We start from the raw sequence: 24,896 nt of genomic DNA, 5'->3' as shown, positions 1-24,896 counted from the left end.
GGCTCAACGATACTCGATGATCGCGTCACGGCGCAGATCCTTGAGCAGCCGCGTGGCGCGCAAATTGGTGCGGCGTTCTTCCAGCCCGTCGCGGATCTGGTCGGGCGAGGGCGCGGCGGCGACCTTGGGATCGTCGCGGCCGCACAGCACCAGCGCACGGATACCATCGGTCGGCGACCCGAACGGCGGCGTTGCCTGCCCGACCTGCAGGTTGAGGATCAGGTCCTGCAACTGCGGCGGCAGGTCGCGCGCGACCACCGAATCATTGTCGATCACATCGGCACCCAGCGTCTCGGCCGCCTTGCCGACCGCGCCGCAGCCATTGGTGGATTTCAGCACCGCGGCGAATTCCGCGACCTTGGCGGTGGCCTGGGCCTGGGTGATGCCCTCCGGGAATTTCACGGTGAGCTGACGCAGGCTCAGCTTCGCGTCGCGCGGGTCGGGCATGCCGACCTGGCGCTTGTCGACCAGATACAGGATCGAAAAGCCGCCCGGCACTTCGATCGGGCCGGCGACCTGACCGACCTGCATCTGCTGCGCCGCCTGCGACAGTGCGGCGGGCAGCATTTCGGTGCGGACCCAACCGAGATCGCCGCCCTGCGAACTCGTCGTCGCCTCGGAGAAGCGCGCAAAATATTCGAACGGGCGACCCTGCTGCATCTGCTGGATCATCTGCTGCATCGCCTGGAACACCTCGCCCGCGCGCTCGGGCGTCGCCGAGATATAGATTTCGCGCAGATGATATTCGTTGGTGCCCTTGGACGCTTCGATCGTGTCGATGATCTGCTGGATTTCGTAATCGCCAACGTTGATGAACGGGCCGACGCTGCGGCGGATCACCGCCTGCCACGCCAGCTCACCCTCGATCTGGCGGCGGAACGAGCGCTCCGACGATCCGATTTCCTTGAGCCAGGCGCGCATCTGATCGGGCGAGCGACCATAGCGGCGTGCGATGCCGGCAAAGCTGCGCTCGATCTGCTCGGCGGCGATCGACACATTTTCGGCCTTGGCGTGCTGGATCTGGATCGTCTCGTCGATCAGCAGGCGCAGCACCTGCATGCGCAGCTGGTCCTTCTCTTCCTCGGACAGCTTCCACTGGTTGAGCGCGATCGCCAGGTTGACGCGGTGATCGACGTCGGTGCGGGTGAGCACATAGCCGTTCACGATCGCCGTCGGCTTGCGCACATTGGGATCGGCCTTGCTGAACAGCTGCAGATTTTCCGGCAGGTTCAGGTTTGCCGTGGATGGCACTGCCGCGTCATCGACGGTCTGCGCCGCCATGGCGGTGCTGCCCGCAATACCCAGAACAAGGGCCGCAATCCGGCCGAAACGCGCGACTTTCGAAGTCATCTTCACCTGTGCCTGAAACCTGTCCGAACCCATGATCGGGGCCGTGTACTAGCCAATTGTGCCTGAACTGGGGCTTACGGCCTGTAACCTGTTGCCGCAATGGTCATGATTGGCGGAGCGAGCCCGTACCCCACCTTAAAACTAACGCCCCAAATTCTTCAGCGCCAGCGTGATCAGGTACGAATTGCCCCGCCGCGCATCGCCCGTGGTCTGGTAATCGCGCTTCCAGGTTACGCCGATGCGGATACAGTCATCCTCATATTCTACGCCCAGCCGGTGGCGGATCGGATCGAACCCGTCGGCGATCGATGCGGGATCCTCCTCGGCATCGGTCAGGTCGATCACCGCCGACCCGAATGCTGACCAGAAGCGCGAGATCTGAACCCGCGCGCCGACCCGCGCTTCTTCACGGTCCTGCAGATCCTCCAGCGCGAACGGGATGTTGCGATTGAGCCGCAGATAGCCGAGCGTCACGAATGTGGTGCGCGACCCCACAGTGGCGTCGATCTCGTTCCGGCGCACCGCGAAATTGTCCTTGTCCACGCGATAGCGGTGGGTGAACGACAGGAAGTCGCGATACCGCACCACCGTCCGCCCGACGATGTCCGACAGGCGGCCATCCAATCCGGTCCCGTCCGGCAGGATCGAGGCGCGCGAATTGAGGCGGTAGCTCTGCCCCACATTTGCCTCGATCGAAATGCCCGGCAGATACAGCGCGTAATCCACGCCGAAGGTGAAGCGGGTCGAATCCTCGAACCGGTCGTAACCGGGGAAGCGGTTGAGCGCGAAGAGGTTCGAATCCTCCAGATCGACCGAGCGCGCGTCCTCATTGGGCACGTCGATATTCTCGATCTGCGGTGCGGCGACGATCTGGAAGCGCGGCGTGATCCGCTGCGTGCCCCCGAACGCGTCGCCGATCAGCGGCCATTTGATGTCGAGCGCCAGCGCACCGATCGCGCGCCCACGGAACCCCTCCAGCCCGCGATAGCTGGGGACGCTGGTCGCCGCGGTGTCCTGCGTGTTGTACACGTCGCCGCGGCCGTAAGCGGTCAGCGTGACCTCCTGCCCCCATGCGGTCAGCTTGCGCAGATCATAGCGCAGCGAGGCGAAGGCGCGCTGCGTATCCTGTCCCGCGCTGCGCCCGATCGCCAGGCTGTTGGCCTGCAGCTCGAACCGTCCGCCGGGGATCAGGTCCTGGCCGAAGCGGAGCCGGTAATCGATCTCGGGCAGCGCCACCGCCTGCAGCCCCTGGCTTTCGGTCGGGCGCAGCGTCTGGACGAACCAGCCATTGATCGCGAAATAGGAATCGCGGTCGATCCGCTCGACCCGCAGATTGTTGCGCAGCCGGTCGTCGCTGGAGATATCGTAGCGGCGCAGGAAGGTGCGGTCGCTGACCAGCCGCACCGATCCGCTGGTGCTCCAATTCTCGTCGAACTGGTAGCGCCCGACCGCGTCGATATAGCCGCGAAAGGCGTTCTCGCTCGACACGCCGGGAGTCGGCGAAATGAAATCGTCGCTGCGGCGGCTATAGGTGCCATAGCCGGTGACGTTGAACGCACCCTTGTCGAGCAGATGACGATACTGCGCCTGCAGCATCGGCAGCGCGCCGGTGAACAGGCGCGGCGTCACCGTCAGATCGCGATTGGGTGCCAGGCTGAAATAATAGGGCAGGGCGACTTCAAACCCGTTGACCGCGTCATAGCGCAGCTCGGGCGCGAGCAGGCCGCTGGCATTGCCGTCGCCGACCGAATGCGAAAATACTGGCAGCGGCAGGCTGGCGATGCCGAACAGCGACACGCGCGCGCCGGTATAGCGGATGCGCTGCGTCGCCGGATCATAGACGACGCGGACCGCAGTAATTTTCCACGACGGTTCCTTGGGGCAATTGCCCGAATCGACCACGGCGCACGGGGTATAGGCCGCGCGATCGACCCGGATCACGCCGCCGGCCTCACGCGTCCCGCGCTCTGCCGCGATGCGCCCGCCCTGCTCCAGCACGACGAGCATATTCTCGATCACGCCGTCCTTCAGCGAATCGGTCAGCTCGATCCGGTCGCCATAGGCGGTGTCGCCTTCGGGATTGGTCACCGCGATATTGCCGTTCGCCACGACCTGCCCGGTCTTGCGGTTCCACACCACCTTGTCGGCGCGCAGCCGGTTGCCCTCACGGAACAGGCGCACATCGCCGCTGACCGTCACGACATCGCCGTTCGAATCATATTCGGCGAGGTCGGCGGAAAACTGGATCTGGTTGGGATCGTCGGGAAGCGGGGTTTCGGACGGCGGCGGCGGTTCGACCGCGCGGTCCTGCAGGTCCTGAATGCCGGTCGCACTGGCCCCTGGGACCAGACACAGGGCCAGCGGGACGACCCCGGCGAGCAGCAGAGCCTTGCGCGTCACGTTTCTCGATAACCCCTTTGAACCAACACTCGCCCGCGCAGGGCTTGAACCTGCCCTATCGCACCGCACGGCCCGCTTCGCAATCGCCCGGCGTTGCCCCGCTGGGGTGCCGCGCCTAGATAGATCGGAATCGCGGCCGAACCGAACCGCTAACGCCCACAGGAACAGGAAGCTTCATGCAGGTCATTTTTTCCGCCACCCGCCCCGCCGATGCGGCGGTGCTCGCGCTCCCGGTCGAAAAGGACGGGCTGGATCGCATGCCCGCGGGCACGCTCGACGATGCGACGCTGGCGCTGGTGCGCGGTGCCGCGCGCGCCGGCCGGTTCGAGGGTGAGGCGGGCGGCATCGCCGAAATCTTCGTCCCCGGCGGCGAAGCGGCGAACCGCGTCCTGTTGCTCGGCGTCGGCGCGGGCAGCGAGGCGGATTATGAGCGCGCCGGTGGTGCGCTGACCGCGCGCTTCCTCACCTCGGGCGTCACCGCGATCGCGGTCGATTTCGCAGCACTCGGCGGTGCCCCCACCGCCCGCGCCGTCGCCCGCTTCGCCGCCGCCGCCGTGCAGCGCAGCTGGCGTCACGATGTCTATCGCACCAAGCTCAGCGACAAACAGAAGCCCACGCTCGACACGCTCACCCTGGCCAACACCCCCGCCGACAGCGATTCGAGCTATGCTAGCCTCGAAGCGGTGACCAAGGGGATGGAACTGACCCGCACGCTGGTGTCGGAGCCGCCGAACATCATCTACCCGGAAAGCTTCGTCGAACGCTGCCGCCATCTTGCGGAGCTGGGCGTCGAGATTACCGTGCTCGACCGCGCCGACATGGAAAAGCTTGGCATGGGCGCGCTGCTCGGCGTCGCGCAGGGTTCGGTGCGTGAGGCGCGGCTGCTGGCGATGCGCTGGAACGGCAAGGGTGCGGGTGACGTGGATGTCGCGTTGGTCGGCAAGGGCGTGACCTTCGACACCGGCGGCATCTCGATCAAGCCGGCCGCCGGCATGGAAGACATGAAGTGGGACATGGGCGGCGCGGGTGCCGTGGCCGGTGCGATGAAGGCGCTGGCGCTGCGCAAGGCCAAGGCGAACGTCATCGGCGTGTGCGGCTTGGTCGAGAACATGCCCGACGGCAACGCCCAGCGTCCGGGTGACGTCGTCACCTCGATGTCCGGCCAGACGATCGAAGTCATCAACACCGATGCCGAGGGGCGTCTGGTCCTGTGCGACGCCATCACCTGGGTCCAGCGCACGCACAACCCCAAGACGATCGTCGACCTCGCGACCCTCACCGGCGCGATGATCATCGCGCTCGGCAACGAGCATGGCGGTCTGTTCTCGAACGACGATGGTCTGGCTGAGGAATTGCTGTCGGCGGGCCGCGCGACCGGGGACCATTTGTGGCGCTTCCCGCTCGGCGACGCGTACAACAAGCTGATCGACAGCCCGATCGCCGACATGAAGAATGTCGGCCCGCGCGGTGGCGGATCGATCACCGCCGCGCAGTTCATCCAGCGCTTCGTCGACCCCGGCGTGCGCTGGGCGCATCTGGACATCGCCGGCATGGTCTGGGCCGACAAGCCCGGCCCGAATTACGACAAGGGTGCCACCGGCTACGGCGTCCGCCTGCTTGATCGCTATATCCGCGACAATTTCGAGCGCTGATCGGGCGATGCAGGTCGATTTCTACCACCTCACCGCGACTCCGCTGGAGCGCGCGCTTCCGCAGATCGCGGCGAAGGTGGTGGAAACCGGCCAGAGGCTGCTGATCGTCTCCGCCGACGCCGAACAGCGTCGCCGGATCGACCAGCTGCTGTGGACCTTCCGCCCCGACAGCTTCCTGCCCCATGCCCAGGCCGGGGCAGGGGATGACAGTCTTCAGCCCGTCCTGATCGGCGAAGCGGTCGCCCCCGCCAACGGCGCGCGCCACGTCGCGCTGATAGACGGCGAGTGGCGCGGCGAGGCCCTGACCTTCGACCGCGCCTTCCACTTCTTCGGCGAAGACAGCATCGGCGCGGCGCGAATCGCGTGGAAGACCCTGGCCGACCGCGACGGCGTCGAACGCCGCTACTGGAAACAGGACGAAAACGGCCGCTGGGCACAGGCGGCTTAGCGGGAGGAGGAGGGGCGCTCCAATGCTGTGGATTCTTGTCGCGCTCGCCAGCCTGAACCTCATCCTGTTCGTCGCGATCGAAAAGGTGGCTCGGCGCTGGCCGACATGGCGGTCGATGCTGACGACCGCTGTGGCACTTCCCGGTTTGCTGTGGCTGGCTGCGTTGGTCTTCGACATCCGTGGTGCGATTTGGCACAGCCGCCACCCCGAAGAGCCCTTCATGAGTGGCTTGTCGATCTACCTGTTTCCGCTGGCGATCATGGGCATCGCGTTCGGCATAATCGTGATCCTCGCGTTCATTTTCGTGCGCGATGCGATCAGGCCCAAATCCTAGCGCAGGACGGTTGCTGCTGTGGTGCGGGCTGAACGGCCTTGCCACCACGCCCGCGCCCGACTAGAGGCGCGCGCAATCCCATCCCCCATATGACAGGAGCCGCATGGCCATGGCCGTGACCCGTACCTTTTCGATCATCAAGCCCGATGCCACCCGCCGCAACCTGACCGGCGCGGTCACCAAGATGCTTGAGGAAGCCGGCCTGCGCGTCGTCGCCAGCAAGCGCATCCACATGACCCGCGAACAGGCCGAAGGCTTCTACGCAGTGCACAAGGAGCGCCCCTTCTTCGGTGAGCTGGTCGAATTCATGATCTCCGGCCCGGTCGTCGTGCAGGTGCTCGAGGGCGAGAACGCCATGCAGCGCAACCGCGACATCATGGGCGCGACCAACCCGGCGAACGCGGAGCCGGGCACGATCCGCGCCGAGCTGGCCGAGTCGATCGAAGCCAACACCGTCCATGGTTCGGACAGCGACGAGAACGCGGCGATCGAAATCGCCTATTTCTTCAAGCCGGAAGAAATCGTCGGCTGATCGACCCGATTACCTGAATAAACGAAGCGGGCCGGGGGCAACCCCGGCCCGTTTTGGTTCAATCCTCCCCGGAACGGGGAGGTGGCAGCGCGCAGCGCTGACGGAGGGGGCCCTCCTCGAAGCGATTCCTTTGCCTCGGGCCCCCTCCACCACCGCTTCGCGGCGGTCCCCCTCCCCGTTCCGGGGAGGAACTAATCACTCAATGCCACACCGCCGACAGCGGATAGAGTGCGATCAGCCAGATCAGGCACGCCATCACCACGCGCCGGTCGCGCGTCAGCACCGCGATCAGGCTGACCGGAAAGAAGGAAAAGGTGATGATGAAGCTGCGCAGATCGAGATTGAGCTCGACCAGCGCGTAAGCGGTCCCGACGAGCACGACATTGCACAGCAGCACCGCACCGATCACCGTGCGGCGATACCGGTCGAAATGCGCGTCGAGATCGCTGTCCGCATCGATATTGTCGGGAAATACCAAAGACGCCGCGACGAAATAGACAGCCGTCACCACAAACCCGCCGAACATCACCGGCCAGCTCAGCGGCAACTGGTCGCGCATCGCCCAGCCATACATCCAGAACGTCACCACGTCGCACGACACGAACAGACCGAGCAGGCCGGTCGGCCAGCCGATCCCGCTCAGCCCGCACCGCTTGATCGCCCGCGTCAACCCGCCCAGCCCTTCGGCCAGCGAAAGGCCGAGCATCAGCCCGAACAGCGAAAAGATGAATTCAAAGCCGCTCATGGCACGTCCCCCGACCGAAATTCCTCCCCCAGCTTGCTGGGGGAGGGGGACCGCCCGCGCAGCGGGTGGTGGAGGGGCCGCTGCGCGCAGACGCGGCGGTGTCGCTTGAGGCAACGTAACCGCGCCCTTGGCGCGGCCCCTCCACCACCGCCTGCGGCGGTGGTCCCCCTCCCCGAGACAAGCTCGGGGAGGAATAGTCAAATCTTACCGCCCCGGTAGCGTGATCGTCGCGCACAGCCCACCGCCGTCGCGGTTGGCCAAGGTGATATCGCCCCCCGCCTCACGCACGATCGCGCGCGCCAGCGTCAGACCAAGGCCAACGCCCCCCGTCGTCCGGTTGCGCGACGGGTCAAGCCGGGTAAAGGGGTCGAACACCGCCGCGATCTGCTCCGCCGGAATGCCCGGCCCGCGATCGCCCACCTCGATCCGCACGCCGCCGGAATCTTGGATCAGCTTCACCTCGGCAGCGCCGGCATATTTGATCGCATTCTCGATCAGATTGCGCAGCGCGCGGCGCATCAGCGACGGGCGGATGCGGCGGATCAGGCGATGACCATTCTCATACTCGACCGCCGCGCCCAGATCGCGGAAATCGTCGACCACCGCATCGATCAGCGCCGACAGGTCGGTCTCGGTCGGCGGCTCGCTCGGCCGCCCCAGCCGTGCCAGCGACAGGATGTCGTCGAGCGTGCGGTTCATCTCGTCGATCGTGTCGGCCATGCGCGCACGATCCTCGTCATCCTCAACCGATTCGATCCGGACGCGCAGTGCGGCGAGCGGCGTGCGCAGGTCATGCCCGATCGCGCCGAGCATCTGGTCCTTTTCGTCCAGCATCGCGGTCACGCGGCTGCGCATCAAATTGTGCGCGGCGATCACGGCGCGCACATCGCCCGGCCCGCGTTCTTCAATCGGCTCGGGAGCCGCGCCGGGGCTGAATTCCCGTGCCGCCGCTGCCAGCGAACGCAGCGGCCGATTGACGCGATGCCCAACCCACAACACCGGGACCAGCACGATGCCATAAATGATCAGCGTCTGCAGGATCAGCCGCCAGATGATGTCGACATCGCTGCGCGGCCAGGCCGAGGTCAGCACCAGCCAGCCCTTGCCGGGCAGCTCGACCGCGACCATCAGCTCGCCACCCAGCCGCTTCATCCGCTCGGCGCGCAGCGCGTTCATCCGCGCAAAACGCGGGTCGGTCGGCGACAGCCCACGCACCCCGGTGACGATTTGCCCGACCGGAATCCCCGCTTCGGCGAGCGAGGTACGGATGCCTTCCTCGACATCGGGCTTGTTGCGCAGGCCTGCGGGGATCGGGTTGGTCGGCTCCAGCCGCAACCGTGCCTTGCGCCCTTCCGGCGGTTCGCGGAAGCGTCCGTCGCGGATGCGTTCAGCGGCATCGACCACACGGGTGATCGCGGGCGCGGTCACCTGTTCAAAGCGGAGCGAACGCCGTTCGCGCAGGATCAGACCGAAATTGATCGCCTGCGCCACGAACAGCGCGAGTGCGACCAGCAACGCGATCTGCCCCGTCAGGCTGCTGGGGACGAACCGTCTCACAGCTTGGTGACGTCGCTCGCCAGCGTGTAGCCGCCGCCCCACACGGTCTTGATCAGCGTCGGGTTCTTGGCATCCGGCTCGATCTTCTTGCGCAGCCGACTGACCTGATTGTCGATCGCGCGGTCGAAGGCCGCCGCCTCGCGTCCCTGGGTCAGATCGAGCAGCTGGTCGCGCGTCAGCACCGCGCGCGGGCGCATCACCAGCGCGAGCAGCAGATTATATTCGCCGGTCGACAGCGGCACCGACACGCCCTCGCGGTCGACCAGTGCGCGCTCGCCGGTCTTGAGCACCCATCCGGAAAAGGCATAGCTGCCCGTCTCCGGCGCGGTGAGGCGCGTGCCACCCGCCTGCATCCGGCGCAGCACCACCTTGATCCGCGCCGCCAGTTCGCGGGGACTGAAGGGCTTCACGACATAATCGTCCGCGCCCATTTCAAGGCCAACGATGCGGTCGGTCTCCTCGCTCCGCGCGGTCAGCAGGATCACCGGCACTTCGCTGGTCGCGCGGATATGGCGGCAGAGGCTCAGGCCATCCTCGCCCGGCATCATGATGTCGAGCACCACCAGATCGATCGCATAGGCCGACAGCCGCGTCCGCGCGGCTTCCGCATCGGCGACCTGGGTCACGCGAAAGCCCTGCTTGGTCAGATATTGCGCCAGCGGCTCACGGATCGAACGCTCGTCATCGACGAGCAGCAAATGCGGGGTCTCGTTGGTCATCTCGATTGGGTTAGCAGATTCCACCCGCTCGGGAAGTGCCGGGCGGGCGCGGAGGAGGTCGCTGATCCCGCCCGGCATCGCCGTCACGCGCCCTGGGGGGAGGGCGGGGGCGGCGGTGTGTTTCCGCGGCGCTCGCGCATCTTCTTCATCTTCGCGCGCGCCTTGTCGTGCTGCGCCTTCATCTCGGCCGCGTCGATCTTGCCGTCCTTATTGGTGTCGAGCTTGGCGAAGCGCTCGGCCGACTGCGCGTCAAATTCGGCGCGGCTGATCGCGCCGTCACCATTGGTGTCGGCCTTCTTCATCGCCATCGCCGGGCCGCCCGGGCCGCCTGGACCGCGCCGCTCGGCACCGCGCTTCCACTTGCCGCCGCGCTTACCTTCACCCATGCCCTTGCGGCCTTCGCCCGCCTCGACGCTGCCGTCCTTGTCGGCATCCATTCGGGCAAAGCGCGCCTCGACCATCGCGCGGTTCTCCGCCTTGCTGATCAGGCCATCGCCATTGGTGTCGACGCGCGCTAGCATCCGCTCACCCATGCCGCCGCCACCGCGCCGTGCGCCGGGCATGAAGTCCTGCAGCTCGCCGCCCTTCTTCTCGGCCATTGCAGCGCGTGCAGCCTCGGCACCCGCCTTGCGCTCTTCCGCGCTCAGCTGGCCATCCTTGTTGGTGTCGAGTCGATCGAACCGCGCATCTGCGCGGGCGAGCATCTCGGCCTTCGAAATCGGTTTCTTGGGCGCAGCCGGGGCTTCGCTCTGCATTGCGATTGCGGTGCCAGCGGCCAGCATCGCGCCGATCGCTGCCGTGGTGAGAAGTTTCTTCATACGGGCTCCTGTCACGCGGCAGGGGGCGCCGCAGTGATGCCCTTCTGAACCCCGCCTGTCGCACGTGTTTGTCAGCGCGACAGGAGATTGTCGCAAATTGTGTCGGATTACCCGAAAATCGCCACGCCCTGCATCCCCTCGGCCACCAGCGTGCCGTCCGCCGCCCACATCCGCATCGTCTGGCTCGAATAGCCATCGCGCGCGCTGTCGGTCTCGGCCTCCAGCAGCCACCAGCCATCAGTCGTCACCGGCGCCGGCTGAAGGACATTGACCTGCCAGGTCAGCGACGACAGCGGCGTCATCTTGGCAAACAGCTTGAACGCCGCCGGCGGCAGCGCGTCGCCCAGCGCCATCAACTCGACCTCCGGGTCCAGCCCCGCCCGGTCGATCAGCCGCCCCCAGCGCAGCCACTCCGTCGGTCCCGCCTCGGCCTTCAGGTCGAAGAAGTTGAAATTGCCGGTGAAAAACTCCTTCGGCCCGGTATAGAGCTCGGCATCGGCAGGCGGCGGCGCATGCACTGCCCGCGCCGTCGCATCATGGTCGATCGCCGACTCCAGCCGGCTCATGAACACGAAATTGGTGCGCAGCCCCAGTCCTGCCTCGCTCACGATATCCGCCTGGATAAACGCCGCATTGCGCCCGCGCCGCAGCTTGCTCGCGGTCACCGTCACCGGCCCTGCGAGCGGCCCGACAAACGCGACCTGTGCCGAGCGCAGCGGGGGCAGGTCCGGCTCGACCTGCTTCGCCGCCGCCAGTGCCAGCGCCGACGACAGCCCGCCATAGGCGGTGCGCCCCTGCAACCAGTTCGCCGGAATCTCGGTCGTGAAGCCCGTCGCGGTGCGCTGCGCCGATGCCAGCAGGTCGATAAGCGAAGTCATGCCGGGGTCTTCTCCACATAGAGGTCGCGCAATTCGCGCTTCAGCACCTTGCCGATCGCGCTGCGCGGCAACTCGTCGATCGCGATCAGGTCGGCCAAGCGCTGCGTCTTGCCCAGCGTCGCATTGACCGCCGCCAGAATCTCCGCCGCCGGGGTCGCATCGCCGGGGACGTAAAAGCCGACCGGCGTCTCGCCCCATTGCTCCGACGGCACGCCGACCACCGCACAATCGCGCACGCCGGGATGCTGGCGCAGCACCGCCTCCAGGTCGCTCGGATAGATGTTGAACCCGCCGGAGATGATCAGGTCCTTCTTGCGATCCATCAGGATCAGGAACCCGTCGTCATCGAACCGCCCGACATCGCCATGCCGGATGAAGCGATTGCCGTCCGCATCGAACCACTCCGCCTCCGACGTCGCCTGTCTGCGCCCGTGATAGCCCGACATCATCGCCCCGCTGCGCCCGACGACCTCGCCCATCTCGCCTTGCGCCACCTCGCGGCCTTCGTCGTCGATCAGGCGGATGTCATGCCCCGGCGCGGGTTGGCCGACGGTGTGCAGCTTGTCGGGGTACGCGGTCGCGTTGAGGATGCAGGTGCCGCCCCCCTCGGTCATCCCATAATATTCGATCAGCAGCCCCGGCCAGCGCGCCACGACATCGGCCTTCAGCGCCGCCGAAAAGGGCGCGCTGGTGCAGGTCTTCAGGCGAAAGCTCGACAGGTCGAAGCGATCGAAATCGGGCAGCGCCATGATCCGCCGATATTGCACCGGCACCAGCATCGCATGCGTGCCGCGATGCCGCTCCGCCGCCTCCAGAAACCCGCGCGCATCGAACTTGCCCAGCAGCACCGCCGTCCCGCTCCAGGCGAGCGTCGGGATGAAGCTGACCAACGTCGTATTCGAATAAAGCGGCGTCGCGATCATCGTCACGGCATCGGCAAATCCCGCCGCATCGCCGCGCGCGACATGCGCCCAGCGCATCGCATGCGGCTGCACGATCCCCTTGGGCGTGCCGGTCGTGCCGCTGGAGTAGATGATGTTGAACGGATCGTCGGGCCGCAGGTCGACGGGGGAGGGCGTCCCTGCGCCCGCGAGCCACACATCCACTGCGTCCGGGGTCAGCATCACCCGCCGCGCCGCCACCGCGCGGTCGCCCAACGTCGCTGCCGCATCGGCATCGAGGAAAACCGCCCCCGCGCCGCTGTCCGCGACCATCGCCGCTATCTGCTCGCCGGTGGAGGACGGCGCAATCGGCGCCGGCGCCCCGCCCGCGCGGATCGCACCCAGAAAGATCGCGGCATAATCGACGCCCATCGCCCCGACGATCGCCACCGCCTGACCCTTCGTGAGCCCGTCGCGCTGCAACGCCGCAGCGATCGCGTCCATTCGCGCGTCGAGCTGCGCATAGGTGAGGGTATCCTCGCCATGCACCACCGCCAGCTTGTCGCCGCGTTCGCGCGCATGGGCCGCGATCAACTCCGGGATCGTCCCGAACGGCCCGGCCAGGATTTCCGCCGCTGTCTGCATCCCCACTCCTCGATTCGGATCAACTGCTATGCGAAACCGCCATTCGCTGCCATACGCGATCTTCGAAAAATGACGAGGAGAGGTCGATGCTGTTCTACGATTCGGCGATGCCCGCCCCCAATCCCCGCCGCGTCCGCATCTTCGCCGCGGAAAAGGGGATCACCCTGCCGACCCAGCCTGTGTCGATCATGAAGGGCGAGCACAAGAGCGAAGACTTCAAGGCAGTAAACCCGCTCGGGCAGACGCCAGCGCTCAAGCTCGACGACGGAACCTGCCTGTCCGAAAGCGTCGCGATCTGTCGCTATCTCGACGCGCTGCACCCCGAACCGCCGCTGTTCGGCACGACCCCCACTGAAATTGCCCAAGTCGAAATGTGGAGCCGCCGGGTCGAGCTGCGGCTGATGGTCCCAACCGGCATGATCTGGATCCACACCCACCCCTTCACCGCGCGGGTGAACCCGAACCAGTATAAGGAGTTCGGCGAGAGCAACCGCCCGCTCGTCGCCCGCGCCCACGCGCTGTTCGACGCGGCGCTCGGCGAGACGCCGTATGTCGCGGGCGAGCGCTACACGATGGCTGACATTCTGCTGCTCACCACGATCGATTTCGGCACCTTTATCGGCCTGACGATTGCCGAGGAGCATGCCCGCCTCAACAACTGGCACCGCCGCGTCACCGCGCGCCCGAGTGCTGCAGCATGAGCATGGAGGGCATGGCCGCGATCATCACCGGCGGCGGCACCGGGATCGGCGCAGCGGTGGTGCGGCGGCTGGCGACACGCGGCGTGCGCTGCGTCATCAACTACGCCAACAGCCGCGACGCGGCCGAGGCTCTGGCGACGGAACTCGGCAACGGATCGATCGCGGTCCAGGCCGACATCGCCGACGACGCCCAGTGCCGCGCGCTCGCCTCCGCGGCGATGGACGCGTTCGGTCGCATCGACCTGCTCGTCAACAATGCCGGCAAGACCAAATTCGCCAATCACGAGGATCTGGAGGCGCTGTCCGCCGACGATTTTCTCGACATTTACCGCCTCAACACCATCGCCCCGTTCCAGATGATCCGCGCCTGCGCCCCCGCCATGCGCGAAGGCCCCGCAAGCGCGGTGGTCAACATCGCCTCGGTCGCGGGCGTGTTCGGCAACGGCTCCTCGGTCGCCTATGCCGCGTCAAAGGGCGCGCTGGCGACGATGACCAAAAGCCTCGCGCGCGTCCTCGCCCCCGCGATCCGCGTCAACGCCGTCGCGCCTGGCTATGTCGGCACCGGCTGGTTCAGCGAGCGCATGACCCCCGAAGCGTTCGAGAAATTCGAAGCCTTCATCGCCAGCCAGACCCCGATGCAACTGGCGGCGCATGCCGAAAATATCGCCGGCCCGATCGTCAACCTGCTCGACCCCGCCAGCCGCGTGATCACCGGAGAAATTGTGCTGCTCGACGCCGGTGCCCATCTTGATGTGGGATTGTCGCGCAGACCGGGTAAAGGGTAACGGTGGCCCACAAGAAACTGAACCTGCCAACCAAGATCTGCGTCGCCTGTGCCCGCCCGTTTGCCTGGCGCAAGAAATGGGAGCGCGACTGGGAACAGGTGAAGTTCTGTTCCGACCGGTGCCGCGCGAAAGGGGCAGCGGATGGCCGATGATTATGAGCGTGGCAGACGCGACGGCCTGCGCCTCGCGCTCGAGATTCTCGCAACCGAAGAAGCCAAATGGTTGCCACTGCTCGGGCAAAGCCCGTCCTGGCGCACCAATCTCGCGCGTGAGACGCGCTACAAGACGCTGCAGGTCGCGCAGAGCCGCGTGCAGACCGCGCTCAACCGGCTCCGTCCCGCCGACGACCTGTCGGCCGCCAAAGAACTCGCCATCGCGATCGAAAAGGCCGGCCTGTGATCCGTTGGCGTAGTCCCGCTTCTTCTTAGCCCTCTCCCGCTCGCGGGAGAGGGGTGGGCGACGGTCTTCTAAATCCTCCCCGGAACGGGGAGGGGGACCGCCCGCGCAGCGGGTGGTGGAGGGGGCCCGAGGCAACGGCATCGCTTCGAGGAGGGCGCCCTCGGTCAGCGCTGCGCGCTGCCACCTCCCCGTTCCGGGGAGGATCGTTGCCTCACCCCTTCGTCACCGCTGCAGTCTGCCCGAACAGCACCTTCTTCTGTTCATCGGTCATCACCGGAGCTCCGGACTGCAACTCCTTACCCTTGGCATAGGCCCGCACCGTCGCCGGCCGCGCGCCGACCGCTTCGAACCAGCGCTTCACATGCGGGAAGTCATCCAGATCCTGGCTCTGAGCCTCGTATGGCACGATCCACGGATAGATCGCCATGTCCGCGATCGAATAGTCCTCGCCCCCGACGAACGGCTTGCCCGCCAGCTGCCGGTCGAGCACGCCGTACAGTCGGTTGGTCTCGTCGATATAGCGCTTCTGCGCATAGGGGATCTGCTCGGGCGCATAGCGGTTGAAATGGTGGTTCTGCCCCGCCATCGGGCCAAGTCCACCCATCTGCCACATCAGCCACTGCATCTGCACGATCTTGTCGCGCTGCTCGGGGCCAAAGAAACGCTCGGTCTTGTTGGCCAGGTACAGCAGGATCGCCCCGCTCTCGAACACGCTGATCGCTTCGCCGCCATCCACCGGATCATGGTCGACGATCGCCGGCATGCGGTTGTTGGGGGCGATCTTCAGGAAATCGGGCTTGAACTGCTCGCCCTGCCCGATGTTCACCGGCACGATGGTGTAGGGCAGGCCGGCCTCCTCCAGGAACAGCGTGATCTTGTGGCCGTTCGGCGTGGGCCAGTAATGCAGGTCGATCATGGGCGCGGGTCTCCAGCGTGAAGCCGCACAAATGGGGTGGCGCGTCGCTTAAGCAACCGGCTCCGCAGCGCGGGGTCGCCGCAGGACGAAGACCAGCACGATCCCTGCCGCGACCGTCGTCAGCACCGCCGCCAGCGCGAACGCCGCGCCCGGAAATCCATGCTCGGCGCCATAGGCCAAAGTCTGCGTCAGGCTCAGCGGCCCCAATATCGCGGCGATGCTCGCGATGCTCGCCATCCCGCCTTGCAACGCGCCCTGATTGGCGGCGTCGACCCTTCGGCTCAGCATCGCGTTGAGCGCGGGGTAGGCCAGCATCTGCAACGCCCCGAACATCAGGATCACGTAAACCTGCCACCCCTGCGTCGCGAAGCCATAGGCGGTGTAGGCGAGCGTGCCGACGATCAGGCCGATCATCAGCGTCTTCGCTTCACCCAGTCTGGCAATCGCGCGCCCGGTCACGAAAATCTGTGTCAGCGCCATCGCCGTGCCCGACGCCGCCAGCGACCAGCCGATCGCGCGGCTGTCCCAGCCATGCGCCAGCTCGGCATAAAAGGCCCAAGTCGCCGGGTACACCTGATGCGCCAGCTGCCAAATGAACGCGACCGCGAGCAGCGGCAGCGCCCCCGTCATCGCGAACAGCGGGCGGAAGGTGCCGAGCGGATTGGCGCGCTTCCAGTCGAACTGGCGGCGGTTCTCGGGCGCGAGTGTCTCGGGCAGGATGAAGAATATCCACGTCGCATTGAGCGCCGCCAGCGCGGCCGCGACCATGAACGGCGTGCGCGGGCCGAAATCGGCAAGCAGCCCCCCGATCGCCGGGCCGACCACGAAACCGATCCCGAACGCCGCGCCCATCAGGCCAAAGGTTGCGCCGCGCTTCTCCGGCGGGGTCACGTCGGCCAGGATCGCATTGGCGGGACCATAAACCGCACCGGCGATCCCCGCGACCAGCCGCCCGGCGAACAGCCACGCAATCGTCGGCGCAAACGCCATCAGGGCATAATCGATCGCAAAGATCAGCATCGCCGCCAGGATCACCGGCCGCCGCCCAAAACGGTCGCCCAGATTGCCCAGGATCGGTGCGGCAAAGAAATGCGCCAGCGCGAACACGATCGCCAGCGCCCCGCCGATCCGCGTCGCATCGGTCAGGCTCGCCCCGCTCAATTCGACGATCAGCTTCGGCAGCACCGGGATCACGATACCGAACCCGATCGCATCGATCAGCACCGCCGCCAGCGCGATCGGAACCGCGCGATGTCCGAACTTCATGCCCCTGTCCCCCGTTCGACGTATTTGTAGAACCGATCCCGGCAGCACGGAAGCATGTTGCTTCAACCCTTCGTCGTCCCGGCCACCACGATGCACTTGCTGCCATTCCCGCTGCGCAAATGTCCTCATCATGTTGCGACAAATGGCGCGAAGTCCCGCGACATGTTCGATTCGCGATCGCGGCTTGACGTAGCGTCGCCCATACCGCACCTTCTAAACAGCCGCAGCAGACGGCGGTTGGAGGGATGCAGATGGCGACGATGCTGGATGGAGGCGTGGGCGCGGAGCGCGGCACACCGCGGATCACGTTCGCCACGCGGGTCAGCTATGGCACCGGGGCCATCGCCAATGGCATCAAGAACGCCGCCTTCACCACCTATCTGCTCTTTTTCTACAGCCAGATCATCGGCGTTCCCGCAGGCATCGTCTCGGCCGCAGTCGCGCTGACCCTGCTAGTCGATGCGGTTGCCGATCCGCTGATCGGGCGCTGGTCGGACCTGACGCGCAGCCGCTGGGGCCGTCGCCATCCGTTCATCTATGGCGCGGCATTCCCGACCGCTTTGTTCTTCCTGCTCGCCTGGTTTCCGCCCGCGGGCCTCACCGATTTCCAGATGGGCGTGTGGATTTTCGCCACTGCCTCGCTCACCCGCATGTCGATCAGTGCGTTCGAGATCGCGACCTCGGCGATGACGCCGGAGATGACCGACGATTATCGCGAGCGCACCAAGCTATTCAGCCTGCGCTGGTGGTTCGGCTATGCCGGAACCTATGGCTTTACCACGCTCTGCCTGCTGACCTTCTTTGCCGCGACGCCCGAATATCCACGCGGCCAGCTCAACCCCGATGGCTATCCCGGCTTTGCTATTGCGGGCGCGCTCACCATCCTCGCGGTGATCCTGATCTGCGGCATCGGTACGCACAACCGCATTCCCTATCTGCGCCAGGCCGAGGTGCGGACCGAGCGCACGCCGCTGCTCGGCCATTTGCGCGAGATGGGGACCGCGCTCAAGAACCGCGCATTCCTCGCGATCTTCGGCTTCGGTGTGCTGAAATTTTCCGCGATCGGGCTCTACAGCGCGACCAATTTGTTCTTCGGAACCTACCTCTTCGAACTCACCGCGACCCAGCTCGCGATCCTGACGATCGACAGCCTCGTCGCCGCGACCATCGCCGCGCCGCTTGCGCCGATCATGTCGGCATGGATCGGCAAGCGGGCGAGCTCGATGGTCTTTGCCGTCGTCGGCGTCGCGATCGGGCTGTCGCCGCTGCTGCTGTCCTATCTCGGCTGGTTCTTCGTGCCCGGCGATGCGCTGCTGGTGCCGACCCTGTTCGCGATCGGCGCGATTTACGGCGCGATGGTGGCGATCTCGCTGATCAACACCAGCTCGATGCTGGCGGACGTGGTCGAGGACAGCGCGGTGATGACCGGGCGGCATGAGGCGGGGGTGTTCTTCGCCGCGTCGAGCTTCATGCAGCAATGCTCGACCGCGATCGGCATCTTCCTCGCCGGCCGGTTGCTGGTCTGGTCCGATTTCCCCGCCAAGCCCGCGCCGGGGGCGGTGAGCGAGGAGGCGATCCGCAGCCTCGTCATCCACTACATCCCCTGTTCGATCGGCCTGTGGACGCTCGGCGCGCTGATCCTGCTCTTCTACCCGATCACCAAGGCGAAACATGAAGCCAATGTAGCCGCGCTGAAGGCGCGCGAAGCCGAGGCGCGGGCGTTGGAGATGGACAATTCGGCATTGCTCGGCCCGGCGCGGTGATCGGGGGTATTGACGGGCATCGAGCCATACCGCAAATTCAAATTGATGGTCGTGGGAGTCGCTTTGACGGTGCATGCAAACGGCCCAAGGCCGAGAGGTTGGAAATGGTCGAAAGCGAACATGTCGAAGAATTTCGCGCAACGTGAACACAAGTGAACATGTCGCTGAAGAATGCGCCGTGGAGCCACGGGCCGCTGTGAATTTTGAGGAGAGAAGATGTCTGTAATGGAGGATGTAAGGGTCGATCTCGACACCTTCCGCACCGAAGTCCGCGACTGGCTGGCGGAAAACTTCCCCGCCTCGCTCAAGGGCAAGGACAACAGCATGTCCGCGGTCGAGGGGCCGACCAACGAGACCCCCGAACAGGCCGCCTGGCGCAAGGCGATGGGCGAGAAGGGCTGGGGCGTGCCGACCTGGCCCGCCGAATATGGCGGTGGCGGCCTCAGCCGGGCGCAGGCCAAGGTGCTGCAGGAGGAAATGGCGCGCGTCGGCGCATGGAATCCGATCGGCGGCATGGGCGTGATGATGTTCGGCCCGACGCTGCTGGAATATGGCAATGAGGCGCAGAAGCGCGAGCATATCCCGGCGATCGCGAAGGGCGAAGTGCGCTGGTGCCAGGGCTATTCCGAGCCCAACGCTGGCTCCGACCTCGCCAACCTCCAGACCTTTGCCGAGGACAAGGGCGACCATTATGTCGTCAACGGGCAGAAGACCTGGACCAGCGGCGGGCAATGGGCGCACAAATGCTTCTGCCTCGTCCGCACCGACAAGACCCAGAAACAGGGCGGCATTACCTTCCTGCTGATCGACATGGATTCGCCCGGCGTCGAAGTGAAGCCGATCCAGATGATCAGCGGCATGTCGCCCTTCTGCGAAACCTTCTTCACCAATGTGAAGGTGCCCAAGGAAAACCGCGTCGGTGAGGAAGGGCAGGGCTGGACCATCGGCAAGCGCCTGCTCCAGCATGAGCGCACGAACCTGTCGGGCGGCGGCTCTGCCTTCCGCATGTCCGGCCCGTCGCTGTCCGACATCGCCAAGAAATATGTCGGCGTCGATGCCGAGGGGCGCATCGCCAACCCCGATCTGCGCGCGCGGATCGCCAAGTTCGAGATGGACTGGCGCGCCTTCCTGCTCACCGCGATGCGCGTGCAGGCGGAAAGCAAGAGCGGCGGCGTGTCCGAAGTCTCGTCGATCCTCAAGACCGTCGGCACCAAGCTCGGCCAGGAACGCGCCGAGCTGATGATCGAGATTCAGGGGATGGAAGGGCTCGGCTGGGAAGGCGAGGGCTTTACCGAAGCACAGATCCACGGCGTGCGCGCGTGGCTCTTCGGCAAGGCGACGACCATCTATGGCGGCTCGACCGAAATCCAGAACAATGTGATCGCCAAGCGCATCCTGGGGATGCTGGATCATCAGTAAGCCGCGTCGCCCCGGCGCACGCCGGGGCCGCCCCGTGGCGGGGCGTGGCGCACCATTCTAGCGGCCCCGGCCTTCGCCGGGGCGACGAGGACGAAGACAATGGCCGTTCTGACCGAAGAACAGACAATGCTGCGCGACATGGCGCGCGATTGGGCGAGCAACGAGAGCCCGGTCACCGCATGGCGCAAGATCCGCAATGCCAATGACGCGACGGGATACGACCCCGCTGCCTATGCGACGATGGCCGAAATGGGCTGGACCGGGGTGATCATCCCCGAAGCGCATGGCGGCAGCGATTTCGGGTGGCTGAGCCTGGGGCTGGTGATCGAAGAACTGGGCAAGACGCTTGCCGCCAGCCCGATTGCGGCGTCCGCGGTGGCTGCATCGGCAATACTGCTGGGCGGAAGCGACGCGCAGAAGGACAAATATCTGTCGCGCATCGCCAGCGGCGAACTGGTCGCGACGCTCGCGGTCGATGAAGGGCCGCGCCATGATCCGGCGGCGATTGCCGCGAAGGTCGAAGGCGGCAAGCTCAGCGGCACCAAGGCGTTCGTGGCTGAGGGCGACAGCGCCGGGTTGTTCGTCGTTGCGGCCACCGATGGCCTGTATCTGGTCGAGGCGGGCGAGGTCGTGAGCGTTTCGCGCCGTCATCTGGTCGATTTCCGCAGCCATGCGCAGGTGACGTTCGACGGTGCGCCGGCGGACAAGCTCGCGTCGGGCGGCGCCGATCTGCTCGACGCGGTGCTCGACCGCGCCGCCGTGCTGACGGCTGCCGAGATGCTCGGCATGGCGGGGCAGGCGTTCGACACCACGCTCGCCTATTTGAAGCAGCGTGTGCAGTTCGGGCAGATCCTCGCGACCTTTCAGGCGCTGCAGCACCGCATGGCGAACCTGTTCAGCGAGATCGAGCAGATGCGCTCGGCGGTCGAGGCTGGCCTCGCCGCGATCGACCGGGGCGGCGATGTGCGTCAGGCGGCATCGCTGGCCAAGGGCAAGGCCAATGAAATCGGCCATCTGATGAGCCGCGAGCTGATCCAGCTGCACGGCGGTATCGGTATGACCGACGAATATGATGCCGGCTTCTACCTCAAGCGCATGCGTGTGCTCGAGCAGATGTGGGGCAATGCGGCCTACCACCGCGACCGGTTCGCGCGGTTGAGCGGGTTTTAGAGGCATACTAGTCCTCCCCTGAGCCTGTCTCAGGGGAGGGGGACCGCCGCCGAAGGCGGTGGTGGAGGGGCGGTCGCGCAGACGGTCGTGCGCAGCTCGGCAAAATTCCGCCGTCTGACGACGGCGGCCCCTCCGTCAGCGCTTCGCGCTGCCACCTCCCCTGCGGGGCAGGGGAGGAATTATATTGCTCGACGCAGGCATTCTTGCCTCGCTCCCGCAAGCGGGAGGGGGATTGGTCGGGCGCAACTCCTGGGCCCCCTTTTCGCATCTGCGGTATAAAGCAGCCGACTTCGAAGATCGGTTCAACATACCCCTGTATTATTACTCTTCACCGCAAAGATGCCGGCACCCCTCCTAACGCTGCGGATAAGTGGCGTTTCGCAACGCTTTTCTCGCCTTGACCGCGAACCCGGAACTCGCTCTATTCGAGTTTACGGTATGGAGCCGCAAAGTGTTCCGGCCGAACGGGAGTGGATCTATGAAGAAGCAGCTTTTGGCGGCGTGCGGTGTGTCGGCGCTCGTCCTGGGGGGCGCGGCGCCTGCTTTTGCGCAGGACAGCGGAGAAGAGTCCGAAATCGTCATTACCGGATCGCTGATCGCCGGTACGCCCGAGGATGCGGCGTTGCCGGTCGACGTGATCGGCGCCGAGGAACTGGCCAAGCAGGGCAATCCGACCGTGCTGGATCTGGTCAAGGCATTGCCAAGCTCGAGCGCGTCGCTGGGCGACGCCAACCAGTTCGACAGCCGGTCGCAGGGGGCCGAGGGGATCGCGACGGTCAATCTGCGCGGCCTGAGCCCGCAGCGCACGCTGGTGCTGCTCAATTCAAAGCGCCTCGCCACGTCGGGCAACGGCGTGCCGGCGGTCGACATCAACTTGCTGCCCCAGGCTGCGATCGGTCGGGTCGAAGTGCTGAAGGACGGCGCCGCCGCCACTTATGGCTCCGAAGCGATTGCCGGCGTGGTCAACTTCATCACCCGCACCAATCAGCGCGGGTTCCAGGGATCGGGCAGCTACCGGTTCATCGACGGGTCGGACGGCGACATCGATGCGTCGCTGAGCTTTGGCCATGTCGGCGAGAATTTCCGCGTGCTGATCGCCGCGGGATATCAGCAGCGCGGACAGCTGATGGCGAAGGAGCGCGACTGGGCGATCCGGCCCTATGCCGAAAACCCGCAGGGCGGCTGGACCGGCGGCGGTAATCCGGCGAACTTCCTGTTCCTGGGTGCCACCGGATCGCCGGTCAGCGGCATCGCGGCGGACACCGCCTGCGCCCCGCTGGGCGGCTTCGTCGGCGCGGATGCGCGCTGCTACAACCAATATCTATGACAATCTGGTCGAAAAGGAGTCGCGCGGTCAGGCGTTTATCGATTTCGAATGGGACGTGGGTGAGAAAACGACGCTGCAGGTGACTGCGCTGTACGGCCGCACCACGGTTCCCAATTACCTGACCTCGCCCTCCTATCTGCTGACACAGCCGCCTTCGGCTGTGGCGATCGCGGGAACGCCGTTCGCGCCATTCGCGGCGCTGCTCAACAGTGGTTACTTCGTGCCCAGTGCCAACCCCGGGCTGGTCGCGTATCGTGCGATCAATACGACCCCGGCTGGCGCGGGCGTGCTGTTCCCGACGCTGCTGTTCCGGCCGTTCTTGCTGGGTGGCAATCCCTCGACGCTGGACAATGAATTTGCGCCTGGCTCCTCGACGGGCCTGCGCAAGGGGGAATCGTCGCGTTTCACCGCCGAACTGCGCGGCGAAGTGGCGGATGGTCTCAACTACAACCTCAACGCCACCTACCATAATTACTATCGCTACACCGACGGGTACGACTCGTTCGGTGACCGGGTGCAGCGCGCGCTGCTCGGCTTCGGCGGCCCCAACTGCACCGGCAGCACGCCGGGCGCCAATGGCTGTCAGTGGTTCAACCCGTTCGGCAACGCCGTCTCGGTCAATCCGGCCACCGGCCAGACCAACCCAGTCGCCAATGGCCCGAGCAACAGCGCGGAGCTGGTCGATTGGTTCTTCGTCCGCTCGAACACGCGGGTGACGACCGATCTGCTCGTGTTCGAAGGGTCGTTGAGCGGCGGCACCGGCTTCAATCTGCCCGGCGGCGAAGTGCAGTTTGGCGTCGGCGCGCAATATCGCGATACGTCGATCAAGGGGCGCTATGGCGCGGCCAGCAACCTGGCGGTCAATCCGTGCCGCGAAACCCCGCTCAATGGCAACACCAATCCGGCGGCCTGCTCGGGCGGGCGCGCGGCGGCGGGTGCCTATGGCTTCCTCGGCACCAATCTCGACTATGACCTGTCGGGCGATGTCTGGGCGGTCTATGCCGAAGCGCAGCTGCCGGTGCTCGACACGCTGAACCTGCAGCTCGCGGCGCGGTTCGAGGATTATGGCGGGGCGACCGGATCGACCTTCGATCCCCAGATCCGTGCACGCTGGCAGGTGACCGACTGGCTCGCGCTGCGCGGCGGGTTCGGCACCACCTTCCGCGCGCCGACGCTCAACCAGCTGGCGCCCGGATCGATCACCGCGCTGCAGATCATCGACACGACCTTCCGCCCGATCGACGTGTTCGGCAACCCGAACCTGGTGCCGGAAAGCTCGAAGAATTACGGCGCGGGCGTGTTGTTCAATGCGGGCGGGTTCAGCGCCAGCATCGATTATTACCGCTATGATATCGCGGATGTGATCGTGTCCGATCCGCTGATCTCGATGGTCAATACGCTGTTCCCCAGCACGGGCGGCAATACCTGTGCGACCAATGCCGGGCTGGCGGCGCGCTTCACCTTCTCGACCGGACCGTGCACCGCGACGACGGCGCGCACCGCGATCTCGCGCGTCCGCACCCAGAACCAGAATGGCGCGTCGATCACCAATGAAGGCATCGACGTCACCGCCAGCTATCGCGGAACCGACATGTTCGGCAGTGGCTCGCGCTTCGGCATCGGCGGCAACGTCACCTACACGCTGCAGAACCGGATCAGCGACATCTTCGTCGAAGGTACGCTGGTGCAGGCGGGTTATGACGGGGTCGGGCTGCTCAATTACCAGACGACGCTGTATCCGGTGCCGGAGTGGAAGGGGCAGGCGTTCCTGGAGCTTGGTGCCGGGCCGGTCGATGCGCGGCTGACCGTGACCTATATCGACGGGCTGTACGACCAGCGCGCCGACATCACGGCGGCGGGCGTCTATGGTCCCAATCCCGCACTCGGCGGGGCACGCGTGACCGAGGGTGCGAACATCAACAGCTTCACCACTGCGGACTTCACGATCCAGTTCGAGATCACCCAGAACGTGACGCTGTCGGGCAGCATCTACAACATCTTCGACCAGGATCCGCCCTTCGCGCGCGAAGACTATAACTACGAGCCGTTCGTCGGGAATCCTCTGGGCCGCAACTTCAAGATTGGCGTGTCCGCCAAGTTCTGAAGCCGGCACTTTACGAGGCTCCGTCGCGCGGGGAACGCGGCGGGGCCTCGATTTTATCGGGCCACACTGGCCGCTTGAAGGAGTAGC

The 24,896-nt window shown here is 65.8% G+C and carries 23 protein-coding genes; 13 read left to right on the top strand and 10 right to left on the bottom strand.

The genetic code is table 11. The features are described from left to right. Positions 1 to 3: 3 nt before the first annotated feature. On the bottom strand, positions 4 to 1,350 hold the full coding sequence (locus KYX69_RS17220; RefSeq protein WP_300499388.1) for a peptidylprolyl isomerase: 1,347 nt from the start codon (positions 1,348 to 1,350) through the stop codon (positions 4 to 6). A gap of 141 nt (positions 1,351 to 1,491) precedes the next feature. After that, entirely contained in the window at positions 1,492 to 3,711 is a 2,220-nt protein-coding gene (locus tag KYX69_RS17215) for an LPS assembly protein LptD (RefSeq protein WP_300499501.1), read from the bottom strand. Positions 3,712 to 3,926: 215 nt separating this feature from the next. Between KYX69_RS17215 and KYX69_RS17210 the strand changes: the two genes are divergently transcribed. The 4 genes from KYX69_RS17210 (at position 3,927) to ndk (ending at position 6,716) form a co-directional block, all read left to right on the top strand. Next, positions 3,927 to 5,402 (top strand): leucyl aminopeptidase, encoded by a 1,476-nt coding sequence (locus KYX69_RS17210; protein ID WP_300499385.1) that lies wholly within the window; start codon positions 3,927 to 3,929, stop codon positions 5,400 to 5,402. Positions 5,403 to 5,409: 7 nt separating this feature from the next. Beyond that, on the top strand, positions 5,410 to 5,850 hold the full coding sequence (locus tag KYX69_RS17205) for a DNA polymerase III subunit chi (protein WP_300499383.1): 441 nt from the start codon (positions 5,410 to 5,412) through the stop codon (positions 5,848 to 5,850). 22 nt (positions 5,851 to 5,872) lie between these two features. Further along, positions 5,873 to 6,184, top strand: a complete 312-nt coding sequence (locus KYX69_RS17200) for a hypothetical protein (RefSeq protein ID WP_300499381.1) — start codon at positions 5,873 to 5,875, stop codon at positions 6,182 to 6,184. A 109-nt stretch (positions 6,185 to 6,293) separates the two neighbouring features. Further along, positions 6,294 to 6,716, top strand: a complete 423-nt coding sequence (gene ndk, locus KYX69_RS17195) for a nucleoside-diphosphate kinase (RefSeq protein ID WP_257845413.1) — start codon at positions 6,294 to 6,296, stop codon at positions 6,714 to 6,716. A gap of 199 nt (positions 6,717 to 6,915) precedes the next feature. Here the strand turns inward: ndk and KYX69_RS17190 are convergent, their stop codons facing one another. The 6 genes from KYX69_RS17190 to KYX69_RS17165 all read right to left on the bottom strand — a co-directional run bounded on the left by KYX69_RS17190 (position 6,916) and on the right by KYX69_RS17165 (position 12,959). Beyond that, entirely contained in the window at positions 6,916 to 7,461 is a 546-nt protein-coding gene (locus tag KYX69_RS17190; RefSeq protein WP_300499377.1) for a hypothetical protein, read from the bottom strand. A 204-nt stretch (positions 7,462 to 7,665) separates the two neighbouring features. After that, positions 7,666 to 9,018, bottom strand: a complete 1,353-nt coding sequence (locus tag KYX69_RS17185) for a HAMP domain-containing sensor histidine kinase (protein WP_300499374.1) — start codon at positions 9,016 to 9,018, stop codon at positions 7,666 to 7,668. After that, a complete protein-coding gene (locus tag KYX69_RS17180) occupies positions 9,015 to 9,737 on the bottom strand; it encodes a response regulator (protein ID WP_300499371.1) in 723 nt (240 codons plus the stop codon). The genes KYX69_RS17185 and KYX69_RS17180 overlap by 4 nt, the downstream gene beginning before the upstream one ends. A gap of 83 nt (positions 9,738 to 9,820) precedes the next feature. Next, positions 9,821 to 10,555, bottom strand: coding sequence for an EF-hand domain-containing protein (locus tag KYX69_RS17175; protein WP_300499368.1), 735 nt, complete (start codon positions 10,553 to 10,555; stop codon positions 9,821 to 9,823). A 107-nt stretch (positions 10,556 to 10,662) separates the two neighbouring features. Then, positions 10,663 to 11,433, bottom strand: coding sequence for a thioesterase family protein (locus tag KYX69_RS17170; RefSeq protein WP_300499366.1), 771 nt, complete (start codon positions 11,431 to 11,433; stop codon positions 10,663 to 10,665). Beyond that, positions 11,430 to 12,959: a class I adenylate-forming enzyme family protein gene (locus KYX69_RS17165; protein ID WP_300499363.1), complete on the bottom strand. Its 1,530-nt coding sequence runs from the start codon at positions 12,957 to 12,959 to the stop codon at positions 11,430 to 11,432. The genes KYX69_RS17170 and KYX69_RS17165 overlap by 4 nt, the downstream gene beginning before the upstream one ends. Positions 12,960 to 13,045: 86 nt before the next feature. Between KYX69_RS17165 and KYX69_RS17160 the strand changes: the two genes are divergently transcribed. Genes KYX69_RS17160 through KYX69_RS17145 form a run of 4 tightly spaced genes read left to right on the top strand, consistent with a single transcriptional unit; the run spans position 13,046 to position 14,844 of the window. Beyond that, the gene (locus tag KYX69_RS17160) at positions 13,046 to 13,660 is read left to right on the top strand and encodes a glutathione S-transferase family protein (protein ID WP_300499360.1); all 615 of its coding nucleotides are present in this window, start codon (positions 13,046 to 13,048) and stop codon (positions 13,658 to 13,660) included. An 11-nt stretch (positions 13,661 to 13,671) separates the two neighbouring features. After that, positions 13,672 to 14,445: an SDR family NAD(P)-dependent oxidoreductase gene (locus KYX69_RS17155; RefSeq protein WP_300499357.1), complete on the top strand. Its 774-nt coding sequence runs from the start codon at positions 13,672 to 13,674 to the stop codon at positions 14,443 to 14,445. A 2-nt stretch (positions 14,446 to 14,447) separates the two neighbouring features. Next, positions 14,448 to 14,597, top strand: coding sequence for a DUF2256 domain-containing protein (locus tag KYX69_RS17150; protein WP_300499354.1), 150 nt, complete (start codon positions 14,448 to 14,450; stop codon positions 14,595 to 14,597). After that, positions 14,587 to 14,844 (top strand): hypothetical protein, encoded by a 258-nt coding sequence (locus KYX69_RS17145; protein ID WP_300499351.1) that lies wholly within the window; start codon positions 14,587 to 14,589, stop codon positions 14,842 to 14,844. The genes KYX69_RS17150 and KYX69_RS17145 overlap by 11 nt, the downstream gene beginning before the upstream one ends. A 211-nt stretch (positions 14,845 to 15,055) precedes the next feature. On the opposite strand, the gene KYX69_RS17140 is transcribed toward KYX69_RS17145, so the two are convergent. Together KYX69_RS17140 and KYX69_RS17135 are read right to left on the bottom strand one after the other, a co-directional pair. Then, positions 15,056 to 15,760 (bottom strand): glutathione binding-like protein, encoded by a 705-nt coding sequence (locus KYX69_RS17140; RefSeq protein ID WP_300499348.1) that lies wholly within the window; start codon positions 15,758 to 15,760, stop codon positions 15,056 to 15,058. Between the two features lie 48 nt (positions 15,761 to 15,808). After that, entirely contained in the window at positions 15,809 to 17,026 is a 1,218-nt protein-coding gene (locus KYX69_RS17135; protein WP_300499345.1) for a TCR/Tet family MFS transporter, read from the bottom strand. A gap of 251 nt (positions 17,027 to 17,277) precedes the next feature. Between KYX69_RS17135 and KYX69_RS17130 the strand changes: the two genes are divergently transcribed. The 5 genes from KYX69_RS17130 to KYX69_RS17110 all read left to right on the top strand — a co-directional run bounded on the left by KYX69_RS17130 (position 17,278) and on the right by KYX69_RS17110 (position 24,809). Then, a complete protein-coding gene (locus tag KYX69_RS17130) occupies positions 17,278 to 18,789 on the top strand; it encodes an MFS transporter (protein WP_300499343.1) in 1,512 nt (503 codons plus the stop codon). A gap of 216 nt (positions 18,790 to 19,005) precedes the next feature. After that, entirely contained in the window at positions 19,006 to 20,208 is a 1,203-nt protein-coding gene (locus KYX69_RS17125; RefSeq protein ID WP_300499340.1) for an acyl-CoA dehydrogenase family protein, read from the top strand. 99 nt (positions 20,209 to 20,307) lie between these two features. Next, positions 20,308 to 21,378 carry an acyl-CoA dehydrogenase family protein gene (locus KYX69_RS17120; protein WP_300499339.1) on the top strand — a complete coding sequence of 357 codons (1,071 nt, stop codon included), beginning with the start codon at positions 20,308 to 20,310 and terminating at the stop codon, positions 21,376 to 21,378. A 478-nt stretch (positions 21,379 to 21,856) separates the two neighbouring features. Further along, positions 21,857 to 22,705 carry a TonB-dependent siderophore receptor gene (locus KYX69_RS17115; RefSeq protein ID WP_300499337.1) on the top strand — a complete coding sequence of 283 codons (849 nt, stop codon included), beginning with the start codon at positions 21,857 to 21,859 and terminating at the stop codon, positions 22,703 to 22,705. Next, complete coding sequence (locus KYX69_RS17110; RefSeq protein WP_300499335.1) at positions 22,677 to 24,809, top strand: TonB-dependent receptor; 2,133 nt, start codon at positions 22,677 to 22,679, stop codon at positions 24,807 to 24,809. The genes KYX69_RS17115 and KYX69_RS17110 overlap by 29 nt, the downstream gene beginning before the upstream one ends. Positions 24,810 to 24,896: the final 87 nt, after the last annotated feature.

It is taken from the genome of Sphingomonas sp., assembly GCF_030145815.1.
GTDB lineage: Bacteria > Pseudomonadota > Alphaproteobacteria > Sphingomonadales > Sphingomonadaceae > Sphingomonas.
The sequence above is the reverse complement of the archived record's forward strand: the minus strand, read 5'-3'. Positions and strand labels throughout refer to the sequence as shown.